Below are 25022 nucleotides of genomic sequence, written 5' to 3'. Positions count from 1 at the left end.
TGTCAGTCGTCGGTCAGGCCGTAGTCGGGGTTCGGGGCGAAGTGCTCCGCCGTCTCGTCCCCCATCGGCTCGAAGTCCTCGTCGGCGCCGTCGTCCGGCGGCTCCACCCTGCCGTAGACGATCCACTGGCTCTCCGGGGGCACGTCCGCCTCCCCGCCGTCCAGGGCCCCCTGCTGCAGGGGGTGGTCCGGGGGGATGATCCGGACCGGCCGCCAGCGCAGTCCGGCGCCGAGCAGGATCTCGTTCTCGGCCGGGCTGTGCGAGACCTCCCGGAGGAACGCCCCCGGTGTCCGGTCGGGCAGCATCAGGTACAGCCGGATGAGCCGTTGGCCGAAGGCCCCGTGCAGCCGGCTGCCCGCCGAGACCGAGACGTACGTGGGCTCGGTGACGACCTGCCCGACCTCCAGGACGCCCGGGTGCAGCCCGGGTCCGACGTACGGCGCTCCCCTGCTCACCACGAGGTCCCCCGTCACCGGGCTCTGCTCGATGGAACTGTCCAGGTTCCCGATGACCTCCCGCACCGGGCCCGGGGGCAGGGCGGTGTGGTCCCGGCCCGCCATGGTCAGCTGCCACCGGATCTGCTTGACCTCGTAGTACGAGAACTGCTCGGCGACCTCGCCGTCCCCGGTCTCGCTCGGGGCCGTGTAGAACTCCAGTGCCCCGCGTTCCTCGTCGCTCAGCCCGCGGACGAGCTCCGCCATGGGTTCGAGCCCCTGCCGGTCGTAGTAGGCGTCGCGGCCGAGCCTCTGCTGGTCGGTCCCGAAGAGCTCCAGCTGCGCGAGGCGCTCCCGGAACGCCCGCGGCATCGCGTCGAACTCGGCCGTGCTCATGGTCCAGCCCCCGTCGCGCCAGAACAGGTCGGCGGCCTGGGTGCCGTCGATGCCCGCCAGGGCCCAGCCGGACGGGTCGGCCCAGACCTCCGGGTCGTGCTCCGGGAGCTGGTGGTGCCAGCCTCCGGGCGGCGCCGCGCTGTTGTCGGAGTCGGACCCCACCGAGGAGTCGTCGCCGTTCACGATGCTCAGCCCGCCCAGGCCGTTCAGGACGCTTTCGATGTCGTCGGCCGTGTGGTCGCCGACGTGCCCGCCCGGGTTCCCGTCCGCTTCCGCGGCGGGCTCCGTCAAGCCCATCGCCGCGGTCTGCTCCGGGCTCCGGTGGTCCGGCCGGTAGGCCTCGTTCGGGACGAACTCGACCGCTTCCGCGTACCGGCCGCTCTCGTGGTCCAGTTCGGTGCCGCGCACCAGTTCGACGCCGACGATGTACCGGCCGTCGATGCCCCCGGGGAACGCGACCTCCTGTTCCTCCTCCGAGAGGCCCGGACGGTTCAGGGTCTCCCGGACGTCGATGCCTCCCGGTGCGTCGATCACGTAGCGGTGCCAGGTCCCCCAGTCGACGTGCTGGGCCGTGCGGGAGCGCGTCGTGCTCACCAGGGCCGACGCCTCGTTGCTCCCCACGTAGTCCTGGACGTCGGGGTAGCGGTCCTCCTGCCTCGGCCGCATTCCGCCCCCGAAGACCTCGGGGTAGTCGACCATGTCGGAGCGGCTCCGCTCCCACCGGTACAGGTGGCCGGAGTCGTACCGCCACATCAGGGGCACGGACTGGGCCTCCCGCAGCGCGTCCAGGTCGACGTACCGGCTCGTCGCGACCGGGTTCGGGGGCTCCTGCGCGGCGGCGTGCGGGACGTCGTCCCTCGGCACCAGCGGGACCTCGGGCGCGCCGAACTCGGTGTCCAGGTAGGCGTTCCGCTCGTCGAGGGCGACGTCCAGCGGGCGCAGGTCGGGCCCGTGGTGGTGGTCCTCCGGCGCGCGGTACCGCTCGACCAGCCGGCCCTCCCCGTCGTAGCTGTCCACCTGGCCGTCGGCGAGGTAGCGGGTCTCCCCGCCGCCCGGGAAGCGGTGGATCTCCGTCCCGTCCGGGTGGCGGTGGATCTGCGTCCCGTCGGCGAGGTAGTGGACCTCGCGGTCCGCCAGGTAGTGGACCTCCCGGTCCGGGAGGAAGTGGATCTCCCGGTCCGCGAAGCGCTGGATCTCCGTTCCGTCCGTGAGGTGGTGGACCTCGCGGTCCGCCAGGTAGTGGACCTCCCGGTCCGGGAGGAAGTGGACCTCCTCCCCGGTGGCGTAGCGGTGGATCTCCACACCGTTCTCGTGGCGGACCTCGGGGCCGGACCGCGAGGAGCCCTCGCCGTTCCCCGTGTTGTCCAGCGCGCGTCGTACCGGCGCCGACTGTTCGGGCCGGCCGGCCGCCGGGGCGTGCGGCGGGGGCGTACCGCCCGGGGCGGCGCCGGCCGGGTCCGGGTGGAACGTCCGGAACAGTCCGGTCGACCCGTCCGGGCCCGGTTTGACGTACACGCTCGCGGTCGACGGACCGTCGGGGCCGCCCGGCCTGCCGCTGACGCCGGTGCGGCCGGTCGGCGCGTGGACCGGCAGTCCGGTCTGCCGGGCGACGGCCTGGGCCTGCTCGGCGGACTCACAGCTGAGCAGCGTGATCGAGGCCGGACCGCGGCTCGGGCCGCCGTCCGGGCCGCCGTCCGCGTCGGCGGTCACGTTCCGGTGCGCGTCGGCCGCCTTCAGCGCGAGGTCGGCGAGCCGGCGCTTGAGCAGGGCGCCGACCTCGGTGCCGGTGACCCCGTGGGCCTTGGTGCCATCGGTCAGCGGGAGGTCGAATCCCTCCGAACGGCCGTGCGCGGCGAAGAAGTAGGTGTGCTTCCCGTCCCACGGCACCTGCTGCGGCACTCCGGTCGCGAAGCCGTCGGTGGAGCGCGGCACGAAGCTCGTGACCTCGCTCAGCCCGGGGTACAGCGTCGACCGCTTCGCCCAGTCGGCCTCGTCGAAGAGCGCCTGCCCGGTCTCCCGGCCGGTGGCGTCGGTGATGGTGTGGGTGAGCAGCAGCTCGTCGGGGACGGTCCGTCCGTCCGCCAGGCGCACCCCGCCGGAGGCCGGCCCGGTCTCCTCGGCGGGGTCCGTGGCGGGCTCGTCGCCGGCGCGCCGGGGCGGCGGCACGGCGGCCGTGTTGTCCGTCTCCTCGGACGCCGACTCGCGGGCCCGGAGGCGGACGTACGTGACGCCGTCCTCCGTCCGCGTCAGCGTGCGCTCGGTGACCCGCATCCGGGCCCCGGGCAGGAAGAGGACCTCTTCCTCCTCCATGTGCGAGGAGAACGGCGCGATGTCGCGGCCGTTGAGGCCGGTCGCCTCCAGCTCCAGCAGGACCCGGTACTCGTCCTGGCCGTCGTACTTCTTCATGAAGCCCAACGAGGTGCTCTCGTTGGTGCTGAAGCTCGCGAACGTCCGGTGCAGGATGACGTCGCCGCCGTACTCGGGCCCGGCGGGCCGGCCGGTCGGCCGCATCGGGTCCTCCAGGGTGCCGTCGCCGCGGAACAGCGTCCCCGTCGCCGCGGGCAGCAGCCGCAGCGCGTCCGCCAGCAGATGGCTGTGCAGCTGCATCTCCCGCTGGATGCCCGCCAGTTGCTCGGCGGTCAGGGAGTCGGCGAGACTCCACGGTTCGGTCCTCGCCCGCATGCCCTCGTGCAGCTCGGGGATCCCGGTGATCGAGCCGGGCAGCGCGGTGCCCGGGTCCCGGTAGTGCTTGGCGATCAGCGCCGCGATCTTCCCGCGGAGCGCGGGGACGGCGCCGGGGCCCGGGTTCTTGAGCAGCACGTTGATCAGCGAGTAGGCCGGGCCGGTGTAGGTGTACAGCGCCACGAAGTGCGCGGGGCCCAGCAGGTCGGTCACGTCCGTCGCCCTCGCGACGCCGTTGCGGGCCATCCACTGCAGGTACGGGGGCGCCCCGAGTCCCTCGTCCGGGTTGGTCTCGGTCAGCGACTCCCAGCGCCGCCGCGTCTCCTCCAGGACCGTGTCGTTCACCTCCTTCGAGGTGAGGGCCCACTCCAGGTAGGTGCGCTCGTGCGGCAGTCCGGCCGTCAGCTCCGCCGGTGCCGGGTGCTCGAAGGCCGGCCTGACCGGCCCGTCCCAGCCCTCCACCGGCGGGCGCAGCTCGGCCGGCGGGACACCGGGCACGTTCCGGTACAGCTCGGCGCCGTCGGTGTACCGATGGCCGGGGAAGGCGCCGGCGAGCCGCATGCCCGCCACCACCTCGTGCAGTGAGTGCTCCCCGCCCGTCAGCAGCCAGCCGTACAGCGCCCGGGCGAACAGGTCGTGGTCGCCCTGCCCGAGGAGCCGGAACGCCCGCATGGCCTCGGCCGCGACCCGGGAGGCCGCGCCGTCCGCCGTCCTGATCCCCAGCTCCCGCAGGTCCGCCTGCCGGACGGCGTCGGCCCGCAGGGCCGCGGAATCGTCGAGCCGGAACCGCTCGTCGCGGGCCAGCCGGTGGAACTCCCGCATCACCTCGTGCAGGCTCCCGCCGGTGACGAGGTGGGCGGTGCCCTCCGCCCCGGTGGCCTCGGCGATCCGGCGCAGCGCCGCACGGGCCCGGTCGACCACCCGGGGGTCGCCCGCCGTCCACGCTCCGAGCTCCCGGTCGAAGGCCTCCGCGTGGTGCCGGTACCGCGGCTCGTCGAAGACCGTGTGCCGTACGACCGCTGCCGTGGGCGGCGGCTGGGCACCGGGGAGCACGACGGGCGGGGAGCCGTCGCCGGGGTGGAGCTGCTGGTCGAGCGGCGTGGCGGGGTCGAGCGGCGTGTCGACGCCGAACTTCACCGCTCCGTCGATCCCGCCGTGGACGTCGCCCCGGTCGGCCTCCGGGTACGCCGCCCTGCCGTCGTCGTTCAGGTAGGCACCGAGGTCCACGGTCCCGTCCTGGGCGATGCGCTGCCAGTTGCCGCCGCGGACGATCACCGGACGGCCGTGCGCGTCCATCCCGACGCCGGAGGTGACCACCAGGTGGCCCCGGCCGCCACCCGCCGCACCGGCCGCCGCGCCGGCCGCGGGAGCCGGCGGGACGAACCAGACCTGGCCGTCGGCGGCGTAGGCGACGGCCTTGGGCAGCCTGGCCCACACGTGCTCCATGACCTCGCGCACGTACTCGCGGTCCGGCCGGACGTTGAGGTCGCAGGCGACGAAGCGCACCGGCTTCTCGCCGTCCCAGCCGTCCTCCTCGTAGAGCTTGAGCAGCCCGCCCGCGACATCCGCCGGGGCGACCATGACATGGCCCATCACGGGCACGCCGTCGGCGGTGTGCATGGCCAGGGTGAGGTAGTCGTTCGCGTGCGGGAGGTTCGGGAAGACCGACTCGGTGAGCGTCCGCCAGTCGGCGTGCCGGTCGCCGACCCAGTACAGCGCCTGGGACTCCAGCACGGTCAGCTCGGGGGCGGGTTCGTACCCGGGGTCGCGCCAGCGCTGCTCGACCTCGGTGACGGCCACCGCGCGGCCGGGGCGCTTGAGCCTGTCGACCACGTCGACCAGGGTCCTCAGGTCACCCGCGTCGACCTCGCCGCCGCCGTCGCCCTTCAACGTCCGGACGTAGTCGACCAGGTCCGCCCTGGTCACCTGCTGGTCGGCCGGCAGGTGCAGGGCCTCGCGGACGAGGTCGGCGGTGCGGCGCAGCCTGGTGAGGTGCGCCAGGGTGATCCGCTCGGTGCCCTGCTGCAGTTCCTGGGCGAGCTTGGCGGTGCGCCAGGCGTTCATGCTCGCCTCGCGGCGGGCCGCCTCCCCCGCGACCAGGTCGGTGACCCGGCCGGCGAGCGGGCGCCCGTGGTCCGCTCCGATGTACTCGGCCAGTGGCCACAGGTCGTCGTGGGTGCGCAGCTCGGGGACGTTGGCGAGCCCGGCCAGGGCCTCGTGCAGCCGCTGGTCCGCGTCGCTCGCCTTCGGGAACGGCGAGGGCGTGGTCCGCTCGGTGGCCTCGATCTGCACGTACGGCTCCCGCAGCGGGGACTGGAGGAGTTGCCGCCCGCCGAGGTCGAAGGTGCTGCCGGGCCGGATCAGGACCTCGGCCTCGCCCTGCTTGTCCGAGAACGGCTGGATGTCGAAGGCGCTGCCGCCGCCGCGCACCGAGAAGTGCAGCAGGGCGCGGTAGGTGAGCGGGAGTTCCGTGCGGGTCTGCATGAACATCATCGCCGTCCGGCGGTCCATGCTGGTGCTCACGAAGTCGGGGTTGCGGAAGGTCTCTCCCCCGTAGGAGGGCGACAGCCGCCTGCCGACCGGTCCCGGCAGGCCCAGGACCCGGTCGCCGCGCCAGAGCTCGCCGGAGTACGAGGGGAGCTTGGCGAGCGACTCGGAGATCAGTTCCGCGTGTGCGATCAGCTCCCGCTCGATCTGCGGGAGCCGCTCCTTCACGGCGCTCTTCAGGGCCTTCCAGTCGTCGGCGGTGCGGTTGCGGGGCAGCTTGGTGAGCAGTGGTGCGAGCACCTGGTCGTGCTTGAGGATCGACGGCAGGCGGGCCGGGTCCGGTGTGCGCAGCAGCCCCGAGATCTGGACCTCCAGGGCCCGCTGCCGGGTGAGCGGACCGAACCTGAGGGCCACGTTGATCAGCGCGTAGGCGGGGCCGGTGTAGACGGCCAGCGCGTCGAAGTGCGCGGGGGTCAGCCGGTCGAGCACCTCCCGCGCGCTCAGCGGGTTGCGGCCCAGCCAGTCGGCCACGACCCGCGAGGCCCGGGTCGGGTCGTTCGCGGCCAGCGTGAACCCGTCGCGGTTGCGCTGCGCGTTCTCCACCACGTCGTCCCGCCAGCCGCCGTCGGCGCGCGGCTTGTGGAGCAGGTCGTGGTAGGCCGCCTCGTGGGGCAGCATGCCGTCCTCGCCCAGCAGCGCGCGCACCTGCTGCTGCGGTATGCCCGGGATGTGCTGGTACAGCGTCGAGACGTCGTCCAGCGCGTTCGGCGGGAGCGGGGGCAGTTCGTCCAGCAGCTGCGCGCCCTTGAGGATCTCGTACAGCGAGTGGTCGCCCAGCGGCAGCATCCAGCCGGTGAGGGCCAGCAGCATGTCCTGCGGTGCGCTGTCCACGACCTTGAGCAGTCGGAAGGCGTTCAGCATCTTCGCCGTGGTGGCCGAGATGCCGGTGCTGAGCGGCATGCCCTTGTCGCGGTGGGCCTCGCCGTACCAGGCGGACTTCTCGTTGAGCATGTAGTGCGCCCGGCCGGGCTTCCACGTCAGCGCCTCCCCGTCGCCGACGCCCTGCTGGTACGCCAGTTCCCGGGGGCTCAGCGGCATGCCGCGGTCCTGGAGGCCCTGCGCCGTCAGGTCGTTCGGCGGCACCGGCTCACGGGCCTGGCGGGCCTTCAGGCTGGCCAGGTACTCGGCACCGGCCTTGAGCGGTTCCGTGCCCTGCTTGATGACGGTGCCGGTGCCGAAGTGGTCCTTGGCGAACATGGTGTTGAGGCCGGGCAGGATCTCCAGCACGGAGCGGGTCCCGCTCCGGAGGAAGTCCTGCTGGGCCGCCAGCTCGCGCAGGTCCAGCCCCATCGCCTCGGCCGTCGCCGTGGGGTCGGGGGACTCCAGCATCCGCTGGAGCACCTGCTTGAGGCCGAACGGGGAGTCCTTGACGTAGGCCGCGTTGTAGAACGCGGTCAGCAGTTCCCGGGTGTTGCCGGTCCGCATCATGGTGCGGAACTCCGCCAGGCCGAGCTGTTCGCCGACCTGCCCGGCGGAGCCCTCCTCCGGCTTCCTGTCGGTGTTGAGGAAGACCTGGTAGAGCTCCCCCTCCGGGGTCTCGGGGTGGGCGGCCCGCAGGGCGTCGTAGAGCCGCTGGACGGCGTTGCGGGCCGCTGCCTGCGCCTGGGGGTGCGCGAAGGCGTAGGCACCCAGCCGCGCCTCGAACTCCTCGGCGCGCCGCCGGTGTTCCGGGGTCGCGTGGAGCGCCTGCTTGGGGACGCCGAGGGGCTGGAGGTCCCGCTGGTCGACGACCGGGTGCTGCGCCGTGGCCTCGGCGAGCGGCTGCGGGTCGTGCAGCTGCGGGCCGTGGACCTCGACGACCTCCACGACCGGCCCGTGGGCCGGTGGCGGGGCGTGGTCCGGCGGCGGGGCGTGGACGCCCGCCCCGTTGTCGACGGTCGGGGTGTGCGCCCCGGCGCCCTCCACGGGCAGCCTCAGGTGGAGCCACTGCCCGCCCGCTTCGAGCCGGGGCCGGCCCGAGGCGTCCCAGCCGACCCGCGAGCCGACCACCAGGTGGGTGCGGCCCTGGTCCTGGACCACCCAGACCTTGCCGTTCCCGACGTACGCCTGCAGTTCCACGCCTGGAAGCCGCTCACGCAGGGACCCCAGCACCTGGGTGACGTACTCCTGGGCGTCGCAGGCGACGAACCGCAGCGGGCGGCCGTCCCACTCGCCGGTGGCGTGGAGCTCCGCCAGCGACTGGGCCAGGTCGTCCGGGTGCAGGGGCCAGCCGTTCCAGCCCGGCGCTCCGTTCTCCGTGACGGCGTGGTAGGCGATGGTGAAGTAGCGCGGGTCCTCCTCGATGGACCGTACGCTCCGCTCCAGGTTCTCGTGCGTGGCCTGGTCGGCGAGCGGGTCCCGCAGGACGCGGACGCCGCCCTCGTGGTGCGGGGTCAGGGCGCGGGCCACCTGGATTCCGACCTGGCGCCGCGGCACGGTCAGGCCGTCCGGGTGCTCGGGCGTGAACTGCGTCCAGTGGTCCGCGGGCGAGACGCCTGCCCTGGTGTCGGCGTGCGGGATCTCCAGCTCGACGGGCAGCAGCCCGGACAGCGACCGGTTGCCGCCGGAGCCCTGGTCGGCGGGGTCGCCGCCCCTGTGGAGGGTCAGTTCGAGCTGGACGTAGCCCGTGTAGCGGGCCATCGGGGTGTTCGCCTTGGCGTTGGCCACGTACCGGCCGCCGGCGTCGGTGACGGTGCCCGTCCGCCCGCGGTAGGCGCCTCCGAGCAGCAGCGAACCGGTGCCCTCGACCAGGGCCCCGAGGTCGGCCTGGGCGCCGACCTGGCCGCGCAGGTTCCACTGCCGGCCGGTCAGCTGCGTGCTCCGGTTGCCGCCGCCCGACTCGTTCGCCGGGCTCAGCGCGGCCCCGGTGCTGTCGCCGTGGTGCTCCAGCTGGACGAGGGAGGCCTTGACCGTCACCTCCGCGTCGTCGACGAACCAGCGCCGGCCCGAGGAGGGGGTGCCGATCGCCCGCTGCGGGCCGACCTCGGCGCCGGCTCCCGGGTGGGCGCCGACCGCCGGGGCCAGCAGGGAGGAGAGCTGGGCGTGGCTCAGGCCCGCGGTGACGACGGGCTCCAGCCGCTTCCAGGTGCCCCCGCCGAAGAAGCGCGGCCCCTCGGTCCGCAGGAGGCTCCGCAGGCCGGCGGTGTCGCCGACCCAGCGCAGCACGTCCCCCGGGCGCAGGCCCGAGGTGAAGACCTCCGCCGGCGGCACCCGCAGGTCGCGCGGGAGGGAGGGGCCGCGCCGCTGCCCGGGCCCGGTGGCGTCCGCGGTGGCGCGGGCGGTCTCGGTCAGCACGTCGGCGTGGATGACGGCCTCCGCGACCGTCCGGCGCAGCCGCCACTGCGGGACGACCGCGTTCCCGGCCTCGGCCAGGTTGCGGACGACCGCCTGCGTCCTGGAGAGGGCGGATTCGGGGACGACCCGCACCGGCCGGGCGTCCAGGGGCAGCGGAACCGCGGGACGCCGCTCCATCACCACCGACAGCCGGATCGTGGCCCGGTGCGCCTCGGCGGCGAGCTTGGTCTTGACGGCCGTTCCGGTCACCAGGACGTCCCGGCCGTACTCCAGTGCGTCCGTGCGCCGGGTGTGGGTGACGCCGCCGCCGATCACGGCGGACACGCCCGTGCCCACGGTCCCCAGCACGGTGAGCCCGAGCGAGTCGGCGTGCCCGCTGCCGGAGTTGGTGCCGGCCTCGGAGCTGGTGAAGGCGGTCTGGGAGCTGGCACCGATGTTGAACTCGACCTGGGGCGCGTCGCCGGACTTGGTCATCCGGTCCACCGAGGCGGTGATCCGCACCGTGCTGCGGCCGTGCGTCAGGACGATCTCGTGGCCCGAGGTCATGGGCTTCAGCAGCGGGTGCAGCCTGTCGAAGTCGAGGGCGTCGTGGAGCCGGGTCCGCATCCCCTCCCAGTCCCGGCCGAGCACCGCCCGGCCCTTCGGCGCCAGCTCGGCGACCACGTCGGCCACCGCCCGCGGCCCGGTGCGCACCGTTCCGTCCTGGGCCTCCAGGTGGACCCGGGTGACGATGTCCGAGGAGCCGAGCCGCTTGTCCGGGAGCTGCAGGACCGCCGGGTTGTCGTCGGCCGGGGGCCGGACCACCTCGCGGTGCGGGGCCGCCACCAGGACCGGCGCTTCCGCGGTCGCCCCGGCCAGCGACCGCTGGAGCGTTCCCGGCACGAACCGGACCGTGAACACGGCGTCCCCGTCGAACAGTTCGGCGGTCTCCACGCTCTTGCCGCGGCTTCCGGTGCCGCCGGTGCGCTCGATGGTGAGGCCGCGCGCGCTGTCCCGGGTGTGGGCGTACTCGCCGGTGACGCTCACGTGCGGGACGGTGCCCTTGAGGGAGACCCCGCCCCGCCAGCGGCTGAGCCGGTCCCAGCTGTAGCCGACGACGGTGCGCTGCTGGCTCCCGAGCTCGAACTCGAAGCCGTCCACCGTCCGCCGGTGCCGCAGGGCCAGCGGGGCGACGGTGACCTCCACCGTCCCCTTCCAGCTGCCGGTGTCCACCGACACCTTGAGGCTGCCGCCCCGGCTGAGCCGGGACAGCGAGGCGGTCAGGCCGGCCGCGTCCAGCCGGGCGGCGAGCCGGGCCGACGCGTGGGCGGAGACCGGGCCGGCCGTCCCGAGGACGCGGTGGACCTCCTCCAGGACGGACGGGCCGCGCCGGCCGACGCTGAGCACCACGTCGGAGTGGCCGAGCTTGTCGGGGACGCTCAGGTGCTCGGGGGCCTGCCCCGCGGGCTGCGGCTGCGGGGCGGGCGGGTCGGCGGGCGGGGGCACCGCTTCGTCGAAGGGGTTGGCGATGACCCGGTCGGGCCGTTCCCGGGGCTCGGTGTGCGCCTGCTCCATGCTCAACGCGGCGTCCAGCGCGACCGGTTCGCCGTGCGGCCTGCCGTTCAGCGTCAGCCGGAGCTCGAACGTCGCGTCGTACAGCACCTGGGCGCTGCGGTACTTGCCGTTCGCGTAGCTCTTGGCCGAGGCGCCGCCCCGCCAGCCGTCCCGGTCGCGCACCTCGTGCTGGACCGTGGCGGTGCCCTGGAGGGTGTCCGTGAACGGCTTGCCGTTCCCGTCCAGCACGTTCTCGCGGGTGTGCACCGGCCCCTTGCCGAAGGCCTGGGCCGAGACGTTCCTGCTGTCGGAGTTCAGCAGCCGCTTCGACTCGAAGGTGGTGCTCTCCCGGACGGGGTTGAGGTCCGCCGACGCCTGCTCCCGCCGGTACGTCAGCGAGGTGACGTGGGCGGTGACGCCGATGCCGAGCCTGCTCAGCGGGCCGAGCGTGACGGCGGGGCCGCGCAGCGGGACCTCGTGGGTCATGCCCACCAGGTGGGCGCCGACGGCCGCCTGCGAGAACGCCCGCAGGACGTCCTCCCTGACCCCGCGCCACGTCTTCGCCCCCAGCTGGGCGAGGCCGATCTCGTCCAGCCGGGCGTGCAGCGGTGCGACGCTGTGCACGTCACGGACGACCGTGGTCACGGGCAGGCCGGTGTAGGCGGCCGAGCCGTGCCAGATCCCGGTCGGCGGGTGCGGGACCAGGGTGCCGGGGGGCAGCGGCGCGTGGTCCGGGTGCGGGGCGGGGTTCTCCTGGCCCGGGGTCGGCGGGGAGGTCTCCGCCCGGTCGACGACCACCCGGAAGCCGAGCCCGGCGTCGACGGAACGGGCCGGGCCGGGCCGCCGGGTGCCGAAGGGGCCGAATTCGACCTGGATCCGCGCCTCGCCCTCGAACACCACCGCCGCCGTCTTCACCTTGGTGCCCAGCGACAGTTCGTCGCCGCCGCCGTTCAGCGTCACCCGGTCCCGGCCGGTCCCGGCGCCTGCGCCGGCGCCTCCGCCGCCGTTCTTGGCCGACCCGGTCGCGCTGAGCGGCAGCGGGAACTGCCAGCCGGTGCTCGTGGTGTCCTGCTGGACGTGCGAGCGGGAGGTTCCGGTGGCGATGTTGAACTCGGTGGCCGGCAGCTCCGCCGTCTGCCCGATCGTGTGGATCCGGGCGTTCTTCAGGGTGATGACGGCCCTGGGGCCGACGAGGCCGTCCACCTCGACGGTCAGGGTCTCGCCCGACATCAGCGCCTTGAGGTCCTGGTGCAGCGCGCCCAGGTCGACCTCGTCCAGCAGCTTGGCCTTCAACGCGGGCCAGGCGCTGCCGAAGTGCTCCCGCGCCTGGGTCTCGAAGCCCGCGACGAACGCGGCGATGCCCTTGCCGCCGGCACCGGGTGCGTTCAGGTCGGGGAGCTGGATGCCCTCGGGCCCCTCGACCGGCTCCGGCCGGTGCCGCAGTGCCCACACGTCCGTCACGATGTGCGAGCCGGACAGCCGCCCGCCCGGGCCCGCCCCGGGCGGCGGGAGGAGCGGGAGGTCGACCGGCCGCGGAGCTCCGGTCTCCCGGAGCGGAACGGCGACCTGGGCCCGCACGTCCACCGGTCCGATCGGTCGCGGGACGGCTTCCGGGGACACGTCGGTGCCGCGGTGGGTGAGGTCGAGGAACCGCGCCGACAGGTGGAAGACGGTGTCGAACAGCGCGGCGGTCTCCGAGGTCTTGCCGCGGGCCACCGTCCGGCTCGCCTGGGCGTCGGTCGTCCCGTGCTGCCGGCCGTACCGGTAGCCGACGGTCTCGGTGAGGTCGGCCGGCTTGCCGAACTTGAACTTCGCCTGGCCGCCCACGTTCCCCTGGAGCAGCCGGTCCCCGGTCACGCCGACCGAGGTCTGCCGCTCCGAACCGTACTCGAACTCGAAGTTGTCGGCGGCCCTGAGGAAGGTGCTGTTCCCGAGGTCGGCCCCGACCCGGACGGTGCCGGTCCAGGCGCCAGCCGAGAACGGCACGTCCCACACCTCGCCCCGGGACAGCGCCGTGAGCTTCGCCTGCAGGGTCTCCGCGCCGAACAGGCTCTCGGCCAGCGTCCTGGCCGCCGGCTCCTCACCGTGCAGCACCGCGGCGAACCGGCGGGTGAAGTGGTCGAGGAGCTGGGTGCGGGTGCTGCCGAGCCCGATCAGCACGTCCGAGGACGCCAGTCCGTGCTCGTCGATCCGCGACGGACGGGCGGGCAGCTCCGGGCCGACGACGGTGCGCACGACACCGTTCAGGTCGGTGACGGTGTCACCCGGCTGCAGGACCTCCAGGGGAGCGTGCTGCCCCTGGTCGTGCTGCTCGACGACCGTCTCGTCCACCGGCGCCACGGATTCCATGAACTCCCGGAACCCGGTGAACACCTCCTCCTCGCTCGGCCGGACGACCGTCGCCCGCTCCCGCGTCGCGGAGTCCATGAACTCCCGGAAGCGGCCGAACAGGTCCTCCTCGTCCAGCCGGGCGACGGTCCTGCGCTCGCGGACCGCGGAGTCCATGAACTCCCGGAACCCGGTGAACAGCTCCTCCTCGGCCTCGGTCCGGCCGACCTGGTTGGCCGGCTCCGGATGGGCCGCCCGCGGGTCCGTCCCGAAGAGGCGCTCCAGCAGCGGCACCAGCTCGGGCACGTTCTCCCGCACCCACGGCGCACCGTTGTTGCGCGGCGCCCCGGTCGACGGGTCACTGCCGTGGTTGTGCCCGAAGTACGCCGTCACCAGCTGCGCGAAGAACTCGTGCTCGTCGCGCGCCGAGTAGTTCCCGACCCGCTCGCCGTTCCCGTCCCGCAGACCGCCGTCCGGCCAGGCCGTCACGGACTCCTCGCCGAACAGCTCCGCCAGCGCGTCGGAGACGCTCCGGTCCCGGAAGGCCTGCCCGACCAGCTCCCGCTGCGCGTCGGTCAGACCGAACTCGTGGATCGCGTGCGCGAGTTCGTGCGCCGACGTGGAGTACCCCTCGGCGTACGCCGGATGCTCCCCCACCGGCGTCCGCGCACCGAGCAGGTTCTCCTCCGTGATCAGCACGGTCCCGTGCCCGCTGGAGCCCCGCACGACCGACCAGTCACGCCCGTCACCCGTGCCGTGCCCGGACGCCGCGAAGCCCGGGACCTCCGTCATCGGCACGTCACGCGGCACCACCCCGACCCGCAGGCCCGCCGCCACCAGCCGCTCCGCGACCTCCTTGTTCGCCAGCATCCGCGCCACCAGGTCCTCGGCCGTCCGGCGCGCCGCGACCGGCTGGTGCGTCCGGGGGTCGACGTCGACGAGCAGCCTCGCCGCCGCCTGCGCGAAGTCCTCCGGCCCCAGCTCGTCCCGCAGACCCGCCATGAAGGCCTCGTCCGCCGCGAGTTCGCGCCGGTCCTCCGACGAGAGGTGCTCCAGCACCTGCACCCACTCGTGCAGCGGCCCCGGCACCGGCATCTCCCCGCCGCCCAGCCCCACCGGCGGCCGGCCCGGCGCGACCTGCCCGTCCTGCCCGGTCGGCGCGGGCGCCGGGAACGTCGGCGACGGCTGGGACGGCGGCTGCATCGCCGTGTCCGTCGGCGACGGCGGCCGCGTCGCCGTGCCGGGCGGCGGCGGGGTGGGGGCCGGTCCGGTGAGCCGCAGGTCCGAGGAGAGTTCCGTCGCGACCTGGTCGGCGGGAACCCCCGAGTAACCGGCCGGCATCTCGATGACCACGGGCACCATCTGCACGCTGCTGCCGCTCTGTCCCGCATCGGACTTGACCATCATCCACGTACCGCCCGTGGCGACCACCGGGAAGCCGTGGGAGTCGTAGCCGGTCGAGGTCGAAGCGACGAAGGTCCGGCCGCCCCCGGGAGGCAAGGGATCGCCGATGTGCCGACCGGGGAACGGCACGAACCAGAGGTCCTCCTTGGGTGCCCGAATGGTGACGTGCACGTCCCTCATGGAGAGGTACACGTGGAGTGTGGCCAGGTACACGCCGGCCTGCGTCGCACCCAGGCGGGGGACGGCGAGCTCGATGTCCCCCGTCCCGCTCCAGTACCCGTGCTTCTTGAGATCCGCGATCAGGCGGGCCATCTCCCAGGAGGTGACCTGGTGCCCGTCGACCGTCGGGAAACCGTCCGCATCGGCGCGGCCCACGATCTCGAACGTCCTGGAGGAGCTCTCGACGTACCCGAACTCCGGCAGCACCGTGCCGTCCAGCACCCAGCCGTGGAACCCGCCCGAGGTGTCCGTGAGCGGCCGGCCCTGCTGGACCCAGTCGTCGCCCGGCAGTCGGTGCACGACCGGACCGGGCACCGGCGGCAAGGCCGGCGGCACCTGAGCGCCCGGTCCCGTCTGCTGCCCCGCCGCGGCGTTCCCGTCCACCGCCGGCGATCCGTGCGCGGTGTTCCCGCCGTCCTCCAGCAGGTCGTCCAGCTCGATGATCCTTCCCTCGGGCTCCTGCCCCGGCCCGTGCACCGGTTGGTCGTCGGCCGGGTCCGGATCGAGGTGCGTCTCCCAGGAGGTGACCTCGGTGCCGAGCCCGACGGTGTGGGGTGCCGGGCCCACGAGCGGCAGCCCTTCGCCGTTGCTCACCCTGAACTCGGTCTTCTCGTCGGCGAAGTACGGCCCGAGCTTCTCCGGCCGGCTCCCGTGCTCCAGCCAGACCCAGTTTCCGGGACCGGCGTACACCCGCTCCCCGGCGACGGACAGGCCGACCTTCTCGGCGACGAGGAGGTGCGTGGTGCCGAGCGGCGAGGCGGTGATCCAGACGTTTCCCGCCGCCGCGAGCGCGAGGATCCTCCGGTCCATCCGCCACAGGTGGTTCAGCATCTGATCGGCGTACGACCGGTGGGCGTCCGACGCCAGGTCGGTGGCCAGCAGGCGCAGGGGCCGGCGGACGTCCCAGCTGCCGTCCTCCACCAGCTTGAACAGGGCGTGCGCGGCCTCGGCCGGGGTGAGGGCGGTGCCGTGCAGAGCGGGGCGCCCGCCGACGGTGTCCAGCACCACGGTGAGGAAGTCGCCCCGGAACTGCAGCGTGGTCAGGAGCGGCACCAGGGCGTCGTGCTCCGCGGGCCGGTCCCCCAGCAGGTACAGGCCCGCTTCGCCCGGGACCGCCGGCTCCGCGTCGGCCCGCCCGACGGCCTCCCAGGCCGTCCGCAGGGCGGCCACGGCCGAGGCGTGGTCGGTGTACTCCACGTCCTGTGCGACCGCCAGGATCCGGCGCAGGTCGTGGTCGCCCGTTCCGGTCCTGCCGGTCACCTGTCCGGTGAACCGCTGCAGGTCGTCCTGGGTGATCCGGTGGTCCGGGGACAGACCGAGTTCGGTGCGGGCCAGGGTGGCGACCAGGGACGCACCCGTGAGCTCGGCGAGGGTGTGCCCGACGGCGTCGTGCAGGGTGGCGGTGATCCGCGCGGCGTCCCACAGGTGCTCGGTCGCCCGGCGGACCAGGACGTCGTCCGGAGCGTCCGCCTGGGCCCGGCGCGCGTCCGGCAGCCCGACGTGGGCACCCGCGGCCCTGGCCAGCTGCCAGAGGTCCCGGTGGAACCGCGCCTCGGACGTGTTCGCCAGGCCGGCCAGCTGGGACCTGAGCTTCTCGTGGAGCCGCTGGGGCCACTGCGGCGAGTCGTTCTGCCACTCGAACGGCCGCGCGGATCCGTTCTCCATGTAGTCGATCCGCTCGTACGGTCCGGTGCTCGCGCTGCCGGTGCCGCTGCCCGTGACCGTGAGGACCGCACCGGGCTTCATCAGGATCTCCCGCTCCCCGTCCCGGTAGCGGGAGAAGGGCGTGATGTCGACACCGCTGTCGCCCGCCAGGCGGATCCGGGCCAGGACCCGGTGGGCCAGTCCGTACCGGGCGAGCTTCTCGTCGGGCGCCAGGAATTCCTGGGCCGTCTCCTCCAGCCGGCTGGTGCTGAGCAGCCCCGCGCTGCTCTGCTTGTTGCCGGGCCTGGCCGCCGTGAACACGCTCTCCGGACCGTCCAGGCGGCCCAGCCCCCACTCTCCCCGGTACACGACCCCGGTCACCGCCGGCAGCCGGTCCAACGCCTCGATGATCATCTCGGCGTGGATCCGCAGCTCCTTCTCGATCTCGGGCAACAGTTCCCTGGCCATCCGGGAGAGTTCCGCGGTGTGCTCGGGCGTCCGGTGCTTCGGCCCGGGAGTGGCGATGAGCCCGCCGAGCACCGGGTGCTCCAGGAGCATCGACGGCACCGCCTCGACCTTCCCGGCCAGCAGGGCGTCGATCTGCTTGGCCAGCGCGGTGTGCAGCAACGGTCCGTCGTACTTCAACAGCGCGTTGATCAGCGGGTAGGCCTTCCCGGTGTAGATGTTGAGCGCCTCGACGTGGGCCACGCTCAGCCGCGCGCCGAGTTGCTCCCGCGTCAGCCCGTTGTCGGCCAGCCACTCCCGCTCGAACGGGTACGGCACCTTCCCCGGCTCGACCATCCGCTGCCACACCCGGCGCACGGATTCCAGGCCCTCCTCCTCGAAACCGCCGTTGCGGCGGGAGCGGCTCGCCAGGGCGTGGTACACCGACTCGTGCGGGAGCATCCCGAGCTCCCGGCGCAGAGTGCCCTCGGGCAGGCCCGGAACGTGCCGGTACATCGCGGCGGCCTCGGTCAACAGGTGCGACGGTACCGGCGGGAGCTCCCCGGCGAGTTCGGCGCCCTTGAGGATCTCGTAGAGCGAGTGGTCGCCCAGCGGCAGCATCCAGCCGACCAGCGCGAGCAGCATGTCCTCTGCCGCAACGTCCGGGACCTTGAGCGCGCGGAACGCGCCGAGCATCTTCGCCGTCGTCGCCGAGACGCCGGTGCTGAGCTGCATTCCCTTGGTGTTCCGGGCCTCGCCGTACCACTTGGAGGCCGTGTTGACGTCGTGCTTGAAGTTGCCGGGCTCCCACTGGAGGGCCTGGGAGGGGTCGGCGCCCTGGAACGTCTTCTCCCGGGGGCTCAGCGGCATCCGGAGCTCGATGAGCTTGCGGTCCAGCTCGAGCGGATTCGTCTCGGTCCGCGGCGTGCGGGCATCGGAGCTGGCCCGGAACTCCCGCTGCAGTGCCAGCGGGGCCCGGTGCGCGACCGCACCGGTGGCGAAGTAGTCCTTGTCGAAGTAGCCGGCCCCGCCGGTCAGCGCGTGCGAGACCTTCCGGGTGGAGCTGTTGAGGTAGTCCAGCTGCTGCGGCACCCGGGTACTGTCCAGTCCCAGCTCGCGCAGCCGGGCGGCCGGATTCCCGTGCTCGGCCAGGCCGGTCAGCAGCTGCTTGAGACCGTACGAGCCGGGTGGCTGCGTGGCGTCGTGGGCGTAGGCGGCGTTGAAGAAGGCCGTCATCAGCTCGCGGAGGTTGCCCGTCGCCAGCAGCTCGTGGAACTCGTCCCGGGTGAGGTGCTCGCCGACCTGCCCGGCCGAGGTCAGGTCCTTGCTCAGGAAGACCCGGTAGACCTGCTCGCCGGTCGGGTCGCCGTGCGCCGACTTCAACGCCTCGTACAGCCGGTACGCGCTCCCCCGGGCCGCTTGCAGCGCCCGTTCGTCCCGGTAGGCGAGCAGGCCGACGGACCTCTCGAAGTTCTGCGCGACGGTCTCGTACTCCGGTGCGTTGTACAGGTGCTTGCGGCCCGCGCCGAACTGGTGCGCCTGCGGGTCCGGCGCGACGATCCGGTGCTCGGGCGTGGCGGTCAGCGGTGCGGACCCGCCGTCCTGGTGGGCCGGCAGCTCGGTGGCCACCACCTGGACGTGCTCGGCCGGGGCGTGCTCGGCCGGGACGTGCTCGGCCGGGGCGGTGAGCCGGACCCAGTGGCCGCCCGGCTCGACGCGCGGGAGTCCGGCGCTGTCGAAGCCGACGTCGCGGGTGACGACCAGCCGGCGCGAACCGTCGCCCGCGACGCGGTCGGGCACCAGCCACAGGGTGCCGCCCGGGGCGTCCACCTCGACCTTCAGCGCCGGTCGCTGCTCGCGCAGCGCGGCGGTGAAACGGCCCGCGTACGAGTCCGCGCCGCCGCGGCCGACGTCGCAGCCGGCCAGGCGCAGCGGCCGGCCGTCCCACACGCCCCGGTCGTACAGGTCGAGCGCGGTCCTGGCCAACTCGCGGGGCGGGACGGGCTTTCCGTCGACATGCGGCGCGCCGTCCGGTCCCTTGCCGTGGAAGACCAGGGTGAAGTGGGACGGGTCGGAGGGGAAGTGGGCGAGCGCCTCGTCGGTGGCGCGCGGGTCGGAGCCGCGGTCGGCCAGCCAGTGCACGCCTGGGCGGATCTCGGTCGTGGCCGGCGGGCGCTCGTGGAGGGCGCCCGGGGCGCCGGGCTCCGGGGCCGTGGGCACCGGCAGGTCGTGCTCGCCGGGCAGGTCGGCGGTGTCCCGGGCCCGGACGGCACCTCCGCCGTCGGCCCCTCGGTCGTCGGCCCCTCGGTCGTCGGCGCCGCCGTGGTCGCCGCCGGTGGTCCGGATCAGGGCCCCTGCGGCTCCCCCGTCCGGGGAGCGGTCGCCGCCCTCCTCGGGATCGGCTTCCGTCCGGCGGCCGAAGGCGTCCTCGTGTGCGCGCTGGTGGGCCTTCCAGCCGGCCGCGTCGAAGTGGGCGAGCGTCCACAGTTCGCGGTAGTGGGCGATGAAGTCGTCGCCGTACTCGCGCTTGAGGTGGTCGGTCAGGGCCTCGTTGAGGTCGTGCCGCGCCGCGAGCCCGTCGAAGCCCTTGGCGGCCTCGCGCAGGGCGGGGGCGGCCTCCTTCTCGAAGGCGGCGTGCTCGGCCAGTTCCCCGGTGAGCTCGCGGCGGCTCTCCTCCCAGTGCTCCTGGCGGCCGGCGAGGTCCTCGTGGGAGCGGAAGGACTCGTCGAAGGCGCGGGCGATCCGGTCGCCGTGGCCCTCCGCCAGGCGCTCGGCGGCGTGCGTGGACAGGCCGTGCTCGCGGGCGACGGCCTGGGCCTCCGCGGTGGCCTGCCGGCGGACGGCGAGGCGGGCGGCCCGGTGGGTGAGCCGGTCGTGCAGGGCGGCGGGGTCGGTGAGCCGGTCGAGGGCGCCGCGGAGCGCGGCCGGCTCGCCGACGCGTTCGGCGGCGGCCCGGTCCGCTTCCTCGGCGAGTTCGCGGAGCACCGTGTCCCTGGCCCGCAGCACGTCGGACTCGCCGGCGCCGAACTTCTCGGCGAACTCCTTGCGCGCGGCGTCCTCGGCCCAGGATTCGGCCGCCTTCTCCGTCTCCGCGACGGCCCGGCGGATCGCCGCCTCGCGGACCGCCTGGACGGCGAACTCGTGCGGCAGCGCCCGGTCGTGCCCGGCCAGGGACCGGGTGAACAGCTCCACGGCCTCGTCGCGGTCCCGGCGCCTGCCGGTCGCCGCGTCGAGCGGGCCGGCCGCCTTCTCGAAGTCGGCGGCGAGGCGGTCGCGCAGCCGGTCCCGGACCGCCTGCACGCTGCTCGACGACAGGTCGGGGCGTTCCGTCACCCCGGCGGCGTCGAGCAGTTCCCGGTCGGCCGGGGAGAGCCGCTCGTACCAGTCGTGGGCGGCCCGCTCGACCCGGTCCTTGGCGAGGGCCAGGGCGTTCGCCCGGTCGGTGTGCAGGGCGAGTTCGTCGCGCGCGTGCTCGGTGAGCCGCTGGAGGGCGTTCCCGGCCCGGGTGTTGGCCTCGGTGGTGAGGCTGTCCGCGTCGGCGTAGATCCGGGCGACCTCCGCCTCCGCCCGCGCCTTGAAGTCCTGCCGGACGAGGTCCACGACGGGAGCGGGGGTGCGGTCGGGGGTGTGGGCGACGCCGGTGTCGCCGTCGGTGATCCGCGGGGCGTTCCAGGCGGCCGCCGCCCGGTCGAAGTGCTGCACCGCCACCCGGACGGCCGCCTCGCGGACGGAGGCGACCCGCACCAGGCCGTCGAGGTCGCCGAGGATCCGCTCGCGCTCCCCCGGCCGGGCGGCCAGCTCCTCGTACATCATCGCCCGGGCGCGCTCGTGGACCGCTCCGCGCAGGTTCGCCGGCGCATCCTCCGGGAACCGGCCGGGGGCGTCGAGGGCCTCGTTCAGCAGCCGCTCGGCCTCGTCCTCGCGCCGGTGGCCGCTGCCGTCCGGGTCGGCCCGCAGCTCCTCGGCCGCATCGGTGAGCTTGGCCTCGTACTGGTCCTGGAGGTCGCGCTGGGTCCGGCGCCACTGCTCCACCCGCTCGCCGTCCGCCTCGGCGCGGATGTGCTCGGGGGCGTCGGTGTAGTGGTAGGAGTCCGGTTCGGCGCCGAAGCGCATGGCGGTGTCCATGGGGCGCAGGTCGCCCTCGGACTGGTGCTGGTACTCTGCCGGCTTCGTCGACGCGGTCGTGGTCACGATCGGCTGGTCGCCGTCGGGCGACTTGGAGTACGTGTGCCATTCGCCGCCGCCGACGACCGCCGGGCGGCCCAGCGAGTCGAAGCCGACCTTGTCCGCGACGATCACGTGGCCGGTGCCGGAGGCCGTCCTCATGGTCGTACCGTCGAACCCGGGCGCCACCCAGACCGGCCCGTTCGCCGCGACGGCCTTCAGGTCGGCGAGCTTCGGGTGCGACCAGACCTCGGCCATCACCTGCCTGATGTAGTCCGGGTGCGCGCTGTCGAGGTTGCAGGAGACGAACTCGATCGTGCGGCGACCGCCCGACAGGTGTCCGAGGCTGTCCAGGCCCACGATCACGGCGGCCAGGTCCTTGGCCGATACGGGCACGCCGCTCTCGTCGGTGTGGATCGCGACGGTGTAGCGGTCGTTCCGGACGGGCAGCAGCGACAGCACGTCCGGCAGGTCGGCGCCCGGCTTGCCCGCGACCCACCCGGGCTGCCGCCCCTCGCCCTCGGGCAGGAAGTTGCCGCGGTCCCACGGGACGTCGCCGTCGCCGCCCGTGCGGAGGTAGTCCAGACGCTCGTGGACGACCGGTTCGGGCTTCGGCTGTGCGTCGGGCTTCGGCTGCGGGTCGGGCTGCGGCTCCGGCCGGGGCTTCGACGGCCCGTCGGACCCGTCGGACCTGTCGGACCCCTTGGGCTCCTTGGGCTCGTTCGGGTCCTTGGGGTCCTGGGGGTCCTTCGGGTCCTTCGGGTCCTTCGGGTCCTTGGGGTCGTGCGAGTCCTTCGGCTTCGGGTCGAGGTCCTGCCGCTCGCGGGTGCCCTGGTTCCCGCCGTCGTCGTGCTGCCGGGGCGGTGCGGCCGGCTGCTCCGCCGTTGTCGGCGCCTCGGCCGACGACTCCGTCCTGGACCGCGTCACGGGCGGGGCGGACCCCTCCGAGGTCTGCTCCGCGGTCCTCTGCTCCGCGGCCGTCTGTTCCGCGGTCCTCTGCTCCGCTTCGTGCCTCGGTGCCTGCTCCGGCGTCTCCTTCGGGCCCCCCGTCGTGTTGGCCGGCTTCGGCGCCTCCGGCCTCTCGTTGTTCGAGGAGGACTTGGGCGCCTCGGAGGACGTCCTCGTCGAGCCGTCCCCGCCGGTCGTCCTCGGACTGCCCGCCGGGGGCTTCGCCGACTTGTCCCCGGCCGGGGCCGCGGAGCCGTCGGAGTCCGTCCTCAGGTTCTCCGGCCGCGAGGCGTCCAGCGGGCCGGTCCCGGGCAGCTTGCCGCCGATGCCCTCGGGGCCGCCGCCCACCGCCCCCGCCCCCTCCGGGCGGGAGACCCACAGGGAGGTCGGGTGGCCCATCAGGGTGGACACCACGGCCAGCGGGAAGCGCGCGTAGTTGGGGAGGTTGATGTCCTCCATCCGCAGTCGCAGCGGGCCGCCGGCGATGTGCCCGAGGTGGCCGAGCGCGCCCATGGCGACGCCGCCGTAGAAGCTCTCGACGCTGACGGTGAACTTGTGGTTCTCGCCGAAGGCCAGGTTGTACGCGCCCTCGGTGACGATGTTCTGGACGCCGCCCTTGAGGTAGTTGCCGACGCCCTCGCCGAACCGGTACAGGAACTGCCCGGCGGTCTGCGGGTGCAGGCCGTCCATCAGGCTCACCGCGCGCCCCGCGAGGTCCTGGGTGGCCTGGATGGTCTCCCGGAGGTGCTGCTGCTCCGCCTGGAGGAACTTCAGGTCCCTCATCCCGCTGTCCAGCGCGCCGCCGCCGAGCTGCTTCAGCTCGTTCTGCATGTGGCCGATCTGCTTGGTGATGCCCTGCAGTTCGGCCCTGAGCGTGCCCGACTCCATCCTTCCGCTGGCCGCGACGAGCGTCGACACCAGCTTGTTGACGGTTCCGAGGTCGATGGCGTAGCGGGCGCCCTGGCTGGCGAGCCGCGAGGCGATCAACCGGCCCGCGGCGTTGGAGAGTTCCTTGTCGATGCCGAGCTCGAGGAGCTGCCGCTCGAAGGTCTCCCCCATCTTCTGGGTGAGCTTCTCGACCTTGCTGAGGTGCTCGGCGACGTTCTCGATCCCCTTCTCCCCGGCCTCCTTGCCGAACTTCTCCCCGACCTTGTCCGCGAGCTCCTTGAGGGCGTTGTCCTGGACCTTCTTCTCGGTGTTCTTCGCGACCTCCTTGGCGGTGTTCTTCGCGGCTTCCTTGGCGGTCTTCTTCGCGAGGTCCTTGGCGACGTTCTTCTCGGCCTGCTCGATGGCGGTCTTGAGCGTGAGGCTGCCCTCCTTCCGCATCAGGTTGAGGGCCTCCTTCAACGTGCCGGTCGGGAGGTTCTTCAGCAGGCCCTTGAACTCGGAGCCGGCCAGCGCCTTGAGGTCGGCCTGCAGCCCCTTGCTGACGCCGCGCCCGAAGATCCGCCCGAAGGCCTTGCCGAGGCCGAAGGTGAACAGCTCCAGCGGACCGGTGAGCAGGCCGTTGATCGCGCCCATCTCGATCGACTGGATGAAGGATTCCTTCTCCCACTTGTCCTTGTGGCCCTGGCCGATCTGGATGCCCTGGATGATCCCGTCCATCAGCATGGCGGTGGTGATGGAGAGGAACTCGTGCAGCAGGAGCTGCTTGAACAGCCAGATGAAGACCTGCTTGATCACCGCGCCCGCGGTCTCGTAGGCGACGAAGATCCCCGCGAGCGAGCCGCCGAAGGTGATCGGCGACATGGCGATCGCCCAGGCGATCTGGGCCACCAGCTGGATGAGCTGGGCGATGATCATCCACTTGGCGTACTCGACCTGGTTGGCCACCTTGTGGGCGAAGTCGCCGAGCTGCTTGGCCATCTCGCCCGCCGCCGAGACGTAGTCCGTGCCGCCGGTCTCGCCGATCAACTGGCGCATCTGCTCCATGAAGGCGTCGGCCGCCTGGCCCTCGAAGCTCTCGCCGCAGAGCTTGACCAGCTCGACCAGGTAGCCGCGGAGCTCGGGGACCTTCTCGTGGATGGCCAGGTAGTCGTCGCCCGCTATGCGCAGGTGGTCCTCGTTCGCCTCCGGCCACTTCATGCCGGTCACGATGCTGAAGAACTTCGCCAGGCCCGGCGGCAGCATGATCGACACGGTGGTGCACTCCTGGCAGTGGACGAGCGGGGAGGGGGGTGCCCGGCGGCGGAGGTCCGACGGACCGGTGGGGCCCGCCCGGGCACGGCGGGCCGGAGGCCTCGTCAGGCGTTCTTGGCGTCCTGGTCGGCGTCGTTGAGGATGTTGGAGGTGTTCGTCCCGCCCCTCCCGGCGCTCTCGACCGTCTTCCGCACCTTCTTGAACAGCGCCGTGATCGACGTGGTGGGCTCGTCGACGTTGTCGTGGTACGTCGTGCCGATCTCGTCGTTGCCGGCCGAGTTCTTGTTGTACGCGTTGATCTCCCCGGTCTTGACCTCGAACTCCTGGAAGAGGTCGGACAGTTCGGGGTACTTGGAGAACTTGTCGGTCAGGTCCGACAGCGCGGTCAGCCTCGGCTTAGCCACGGAACTCCTCCTGCCGGTCGCGCTTGCGCCGCTCCTCGGCCGCCGCCGCGTCGGCGAACCCGGGCCGCATCTGCCGCAGCGGGGCGAAGAGGTCGTCCAGTTCGGTGCCGCCGGTCATCGAGGCCGCCAGGGTCTCGCCGAGGCCGCTGAACCCGCTCATCGTCTCGGCCACCCGGTCGCCCATGTCGGCCCGCGCGGTGTTGAGCACGTCGATGAGGGCCTTGGACAGCTCGCCCGGGGCCATCGAGCGGTAGGCGGTGGTGTGGAAGGTCAGCGACACCACCTGTCCCTGCGCTCCGACCACGGCGGTGACCAGCCGGTCCTTGGAGGTCACCGAGGCGGTCGCCGTCTCCAGCTCCTTGGCCGCCGCGGCCATCCTGGCCTGCTGTTCCCCCAGCGCGGCCATCGCCTGCTCGATCTGTGCGGTGAACGGGAACTCCACGCCCGCACCTCCCTCTCTTCC

3 protein-coding genes are annotated in these 25022 nt (G+C 73.5%); all 3 read right to left on the bottom strand.

Going from position 1 to position 25022, the window contains the following annotated elements; translation table 11 throughout:
- Positions 1 to 2 precede the first annotated feature (2 nt).
- A complete protein-coding gene (locus ACFVHV_RS32425; RefSeq protein ID WP_380355894.1) occupies positions 3 to 24146 on the bottom strand; it encodes an ADP-ribosyltransferase in 24144 nt (8047 codons plus the stop codon).
- A 113-nt stretch (positions 24147 to 24259) separates the two neighbouring features.
- A complete protein-coding gene (locus ACFVHV_RS32420; RefSeq protein ID WP_359899434.1) occupies positions 24260 to 24559 on the bottom strand; it encodes a hypothetical protein in 300 nt (99 codons plus the stop codon).
- Positions 24552 to 25022: YbaB/EbfC family nucleoid-associated protein (locus ACFVHV_RS32415; protein WP_380355877.1), on the bottom strand; the 471-nt coding region annotated here is incomplete at its 5' end. The genes ACFVHV_RS32415 and ACFVHV_RS32420, both read right to left, overlap by 8 nt.

Source organism: Kitasatospora sp. NPDC127116 (assembly GCF_042677365.1).
Lineage (GTDB): Bacteria > Actinomycetota > Actinomycetes > Streptomycetales > Streptomycetaceae > Kitasatospora > Kitasatospora lactacystinica.
Note: the sequence above shows the minus strand (reverse complement) of the source record. Positions and strands in the feature narration are given on the sequence as shown.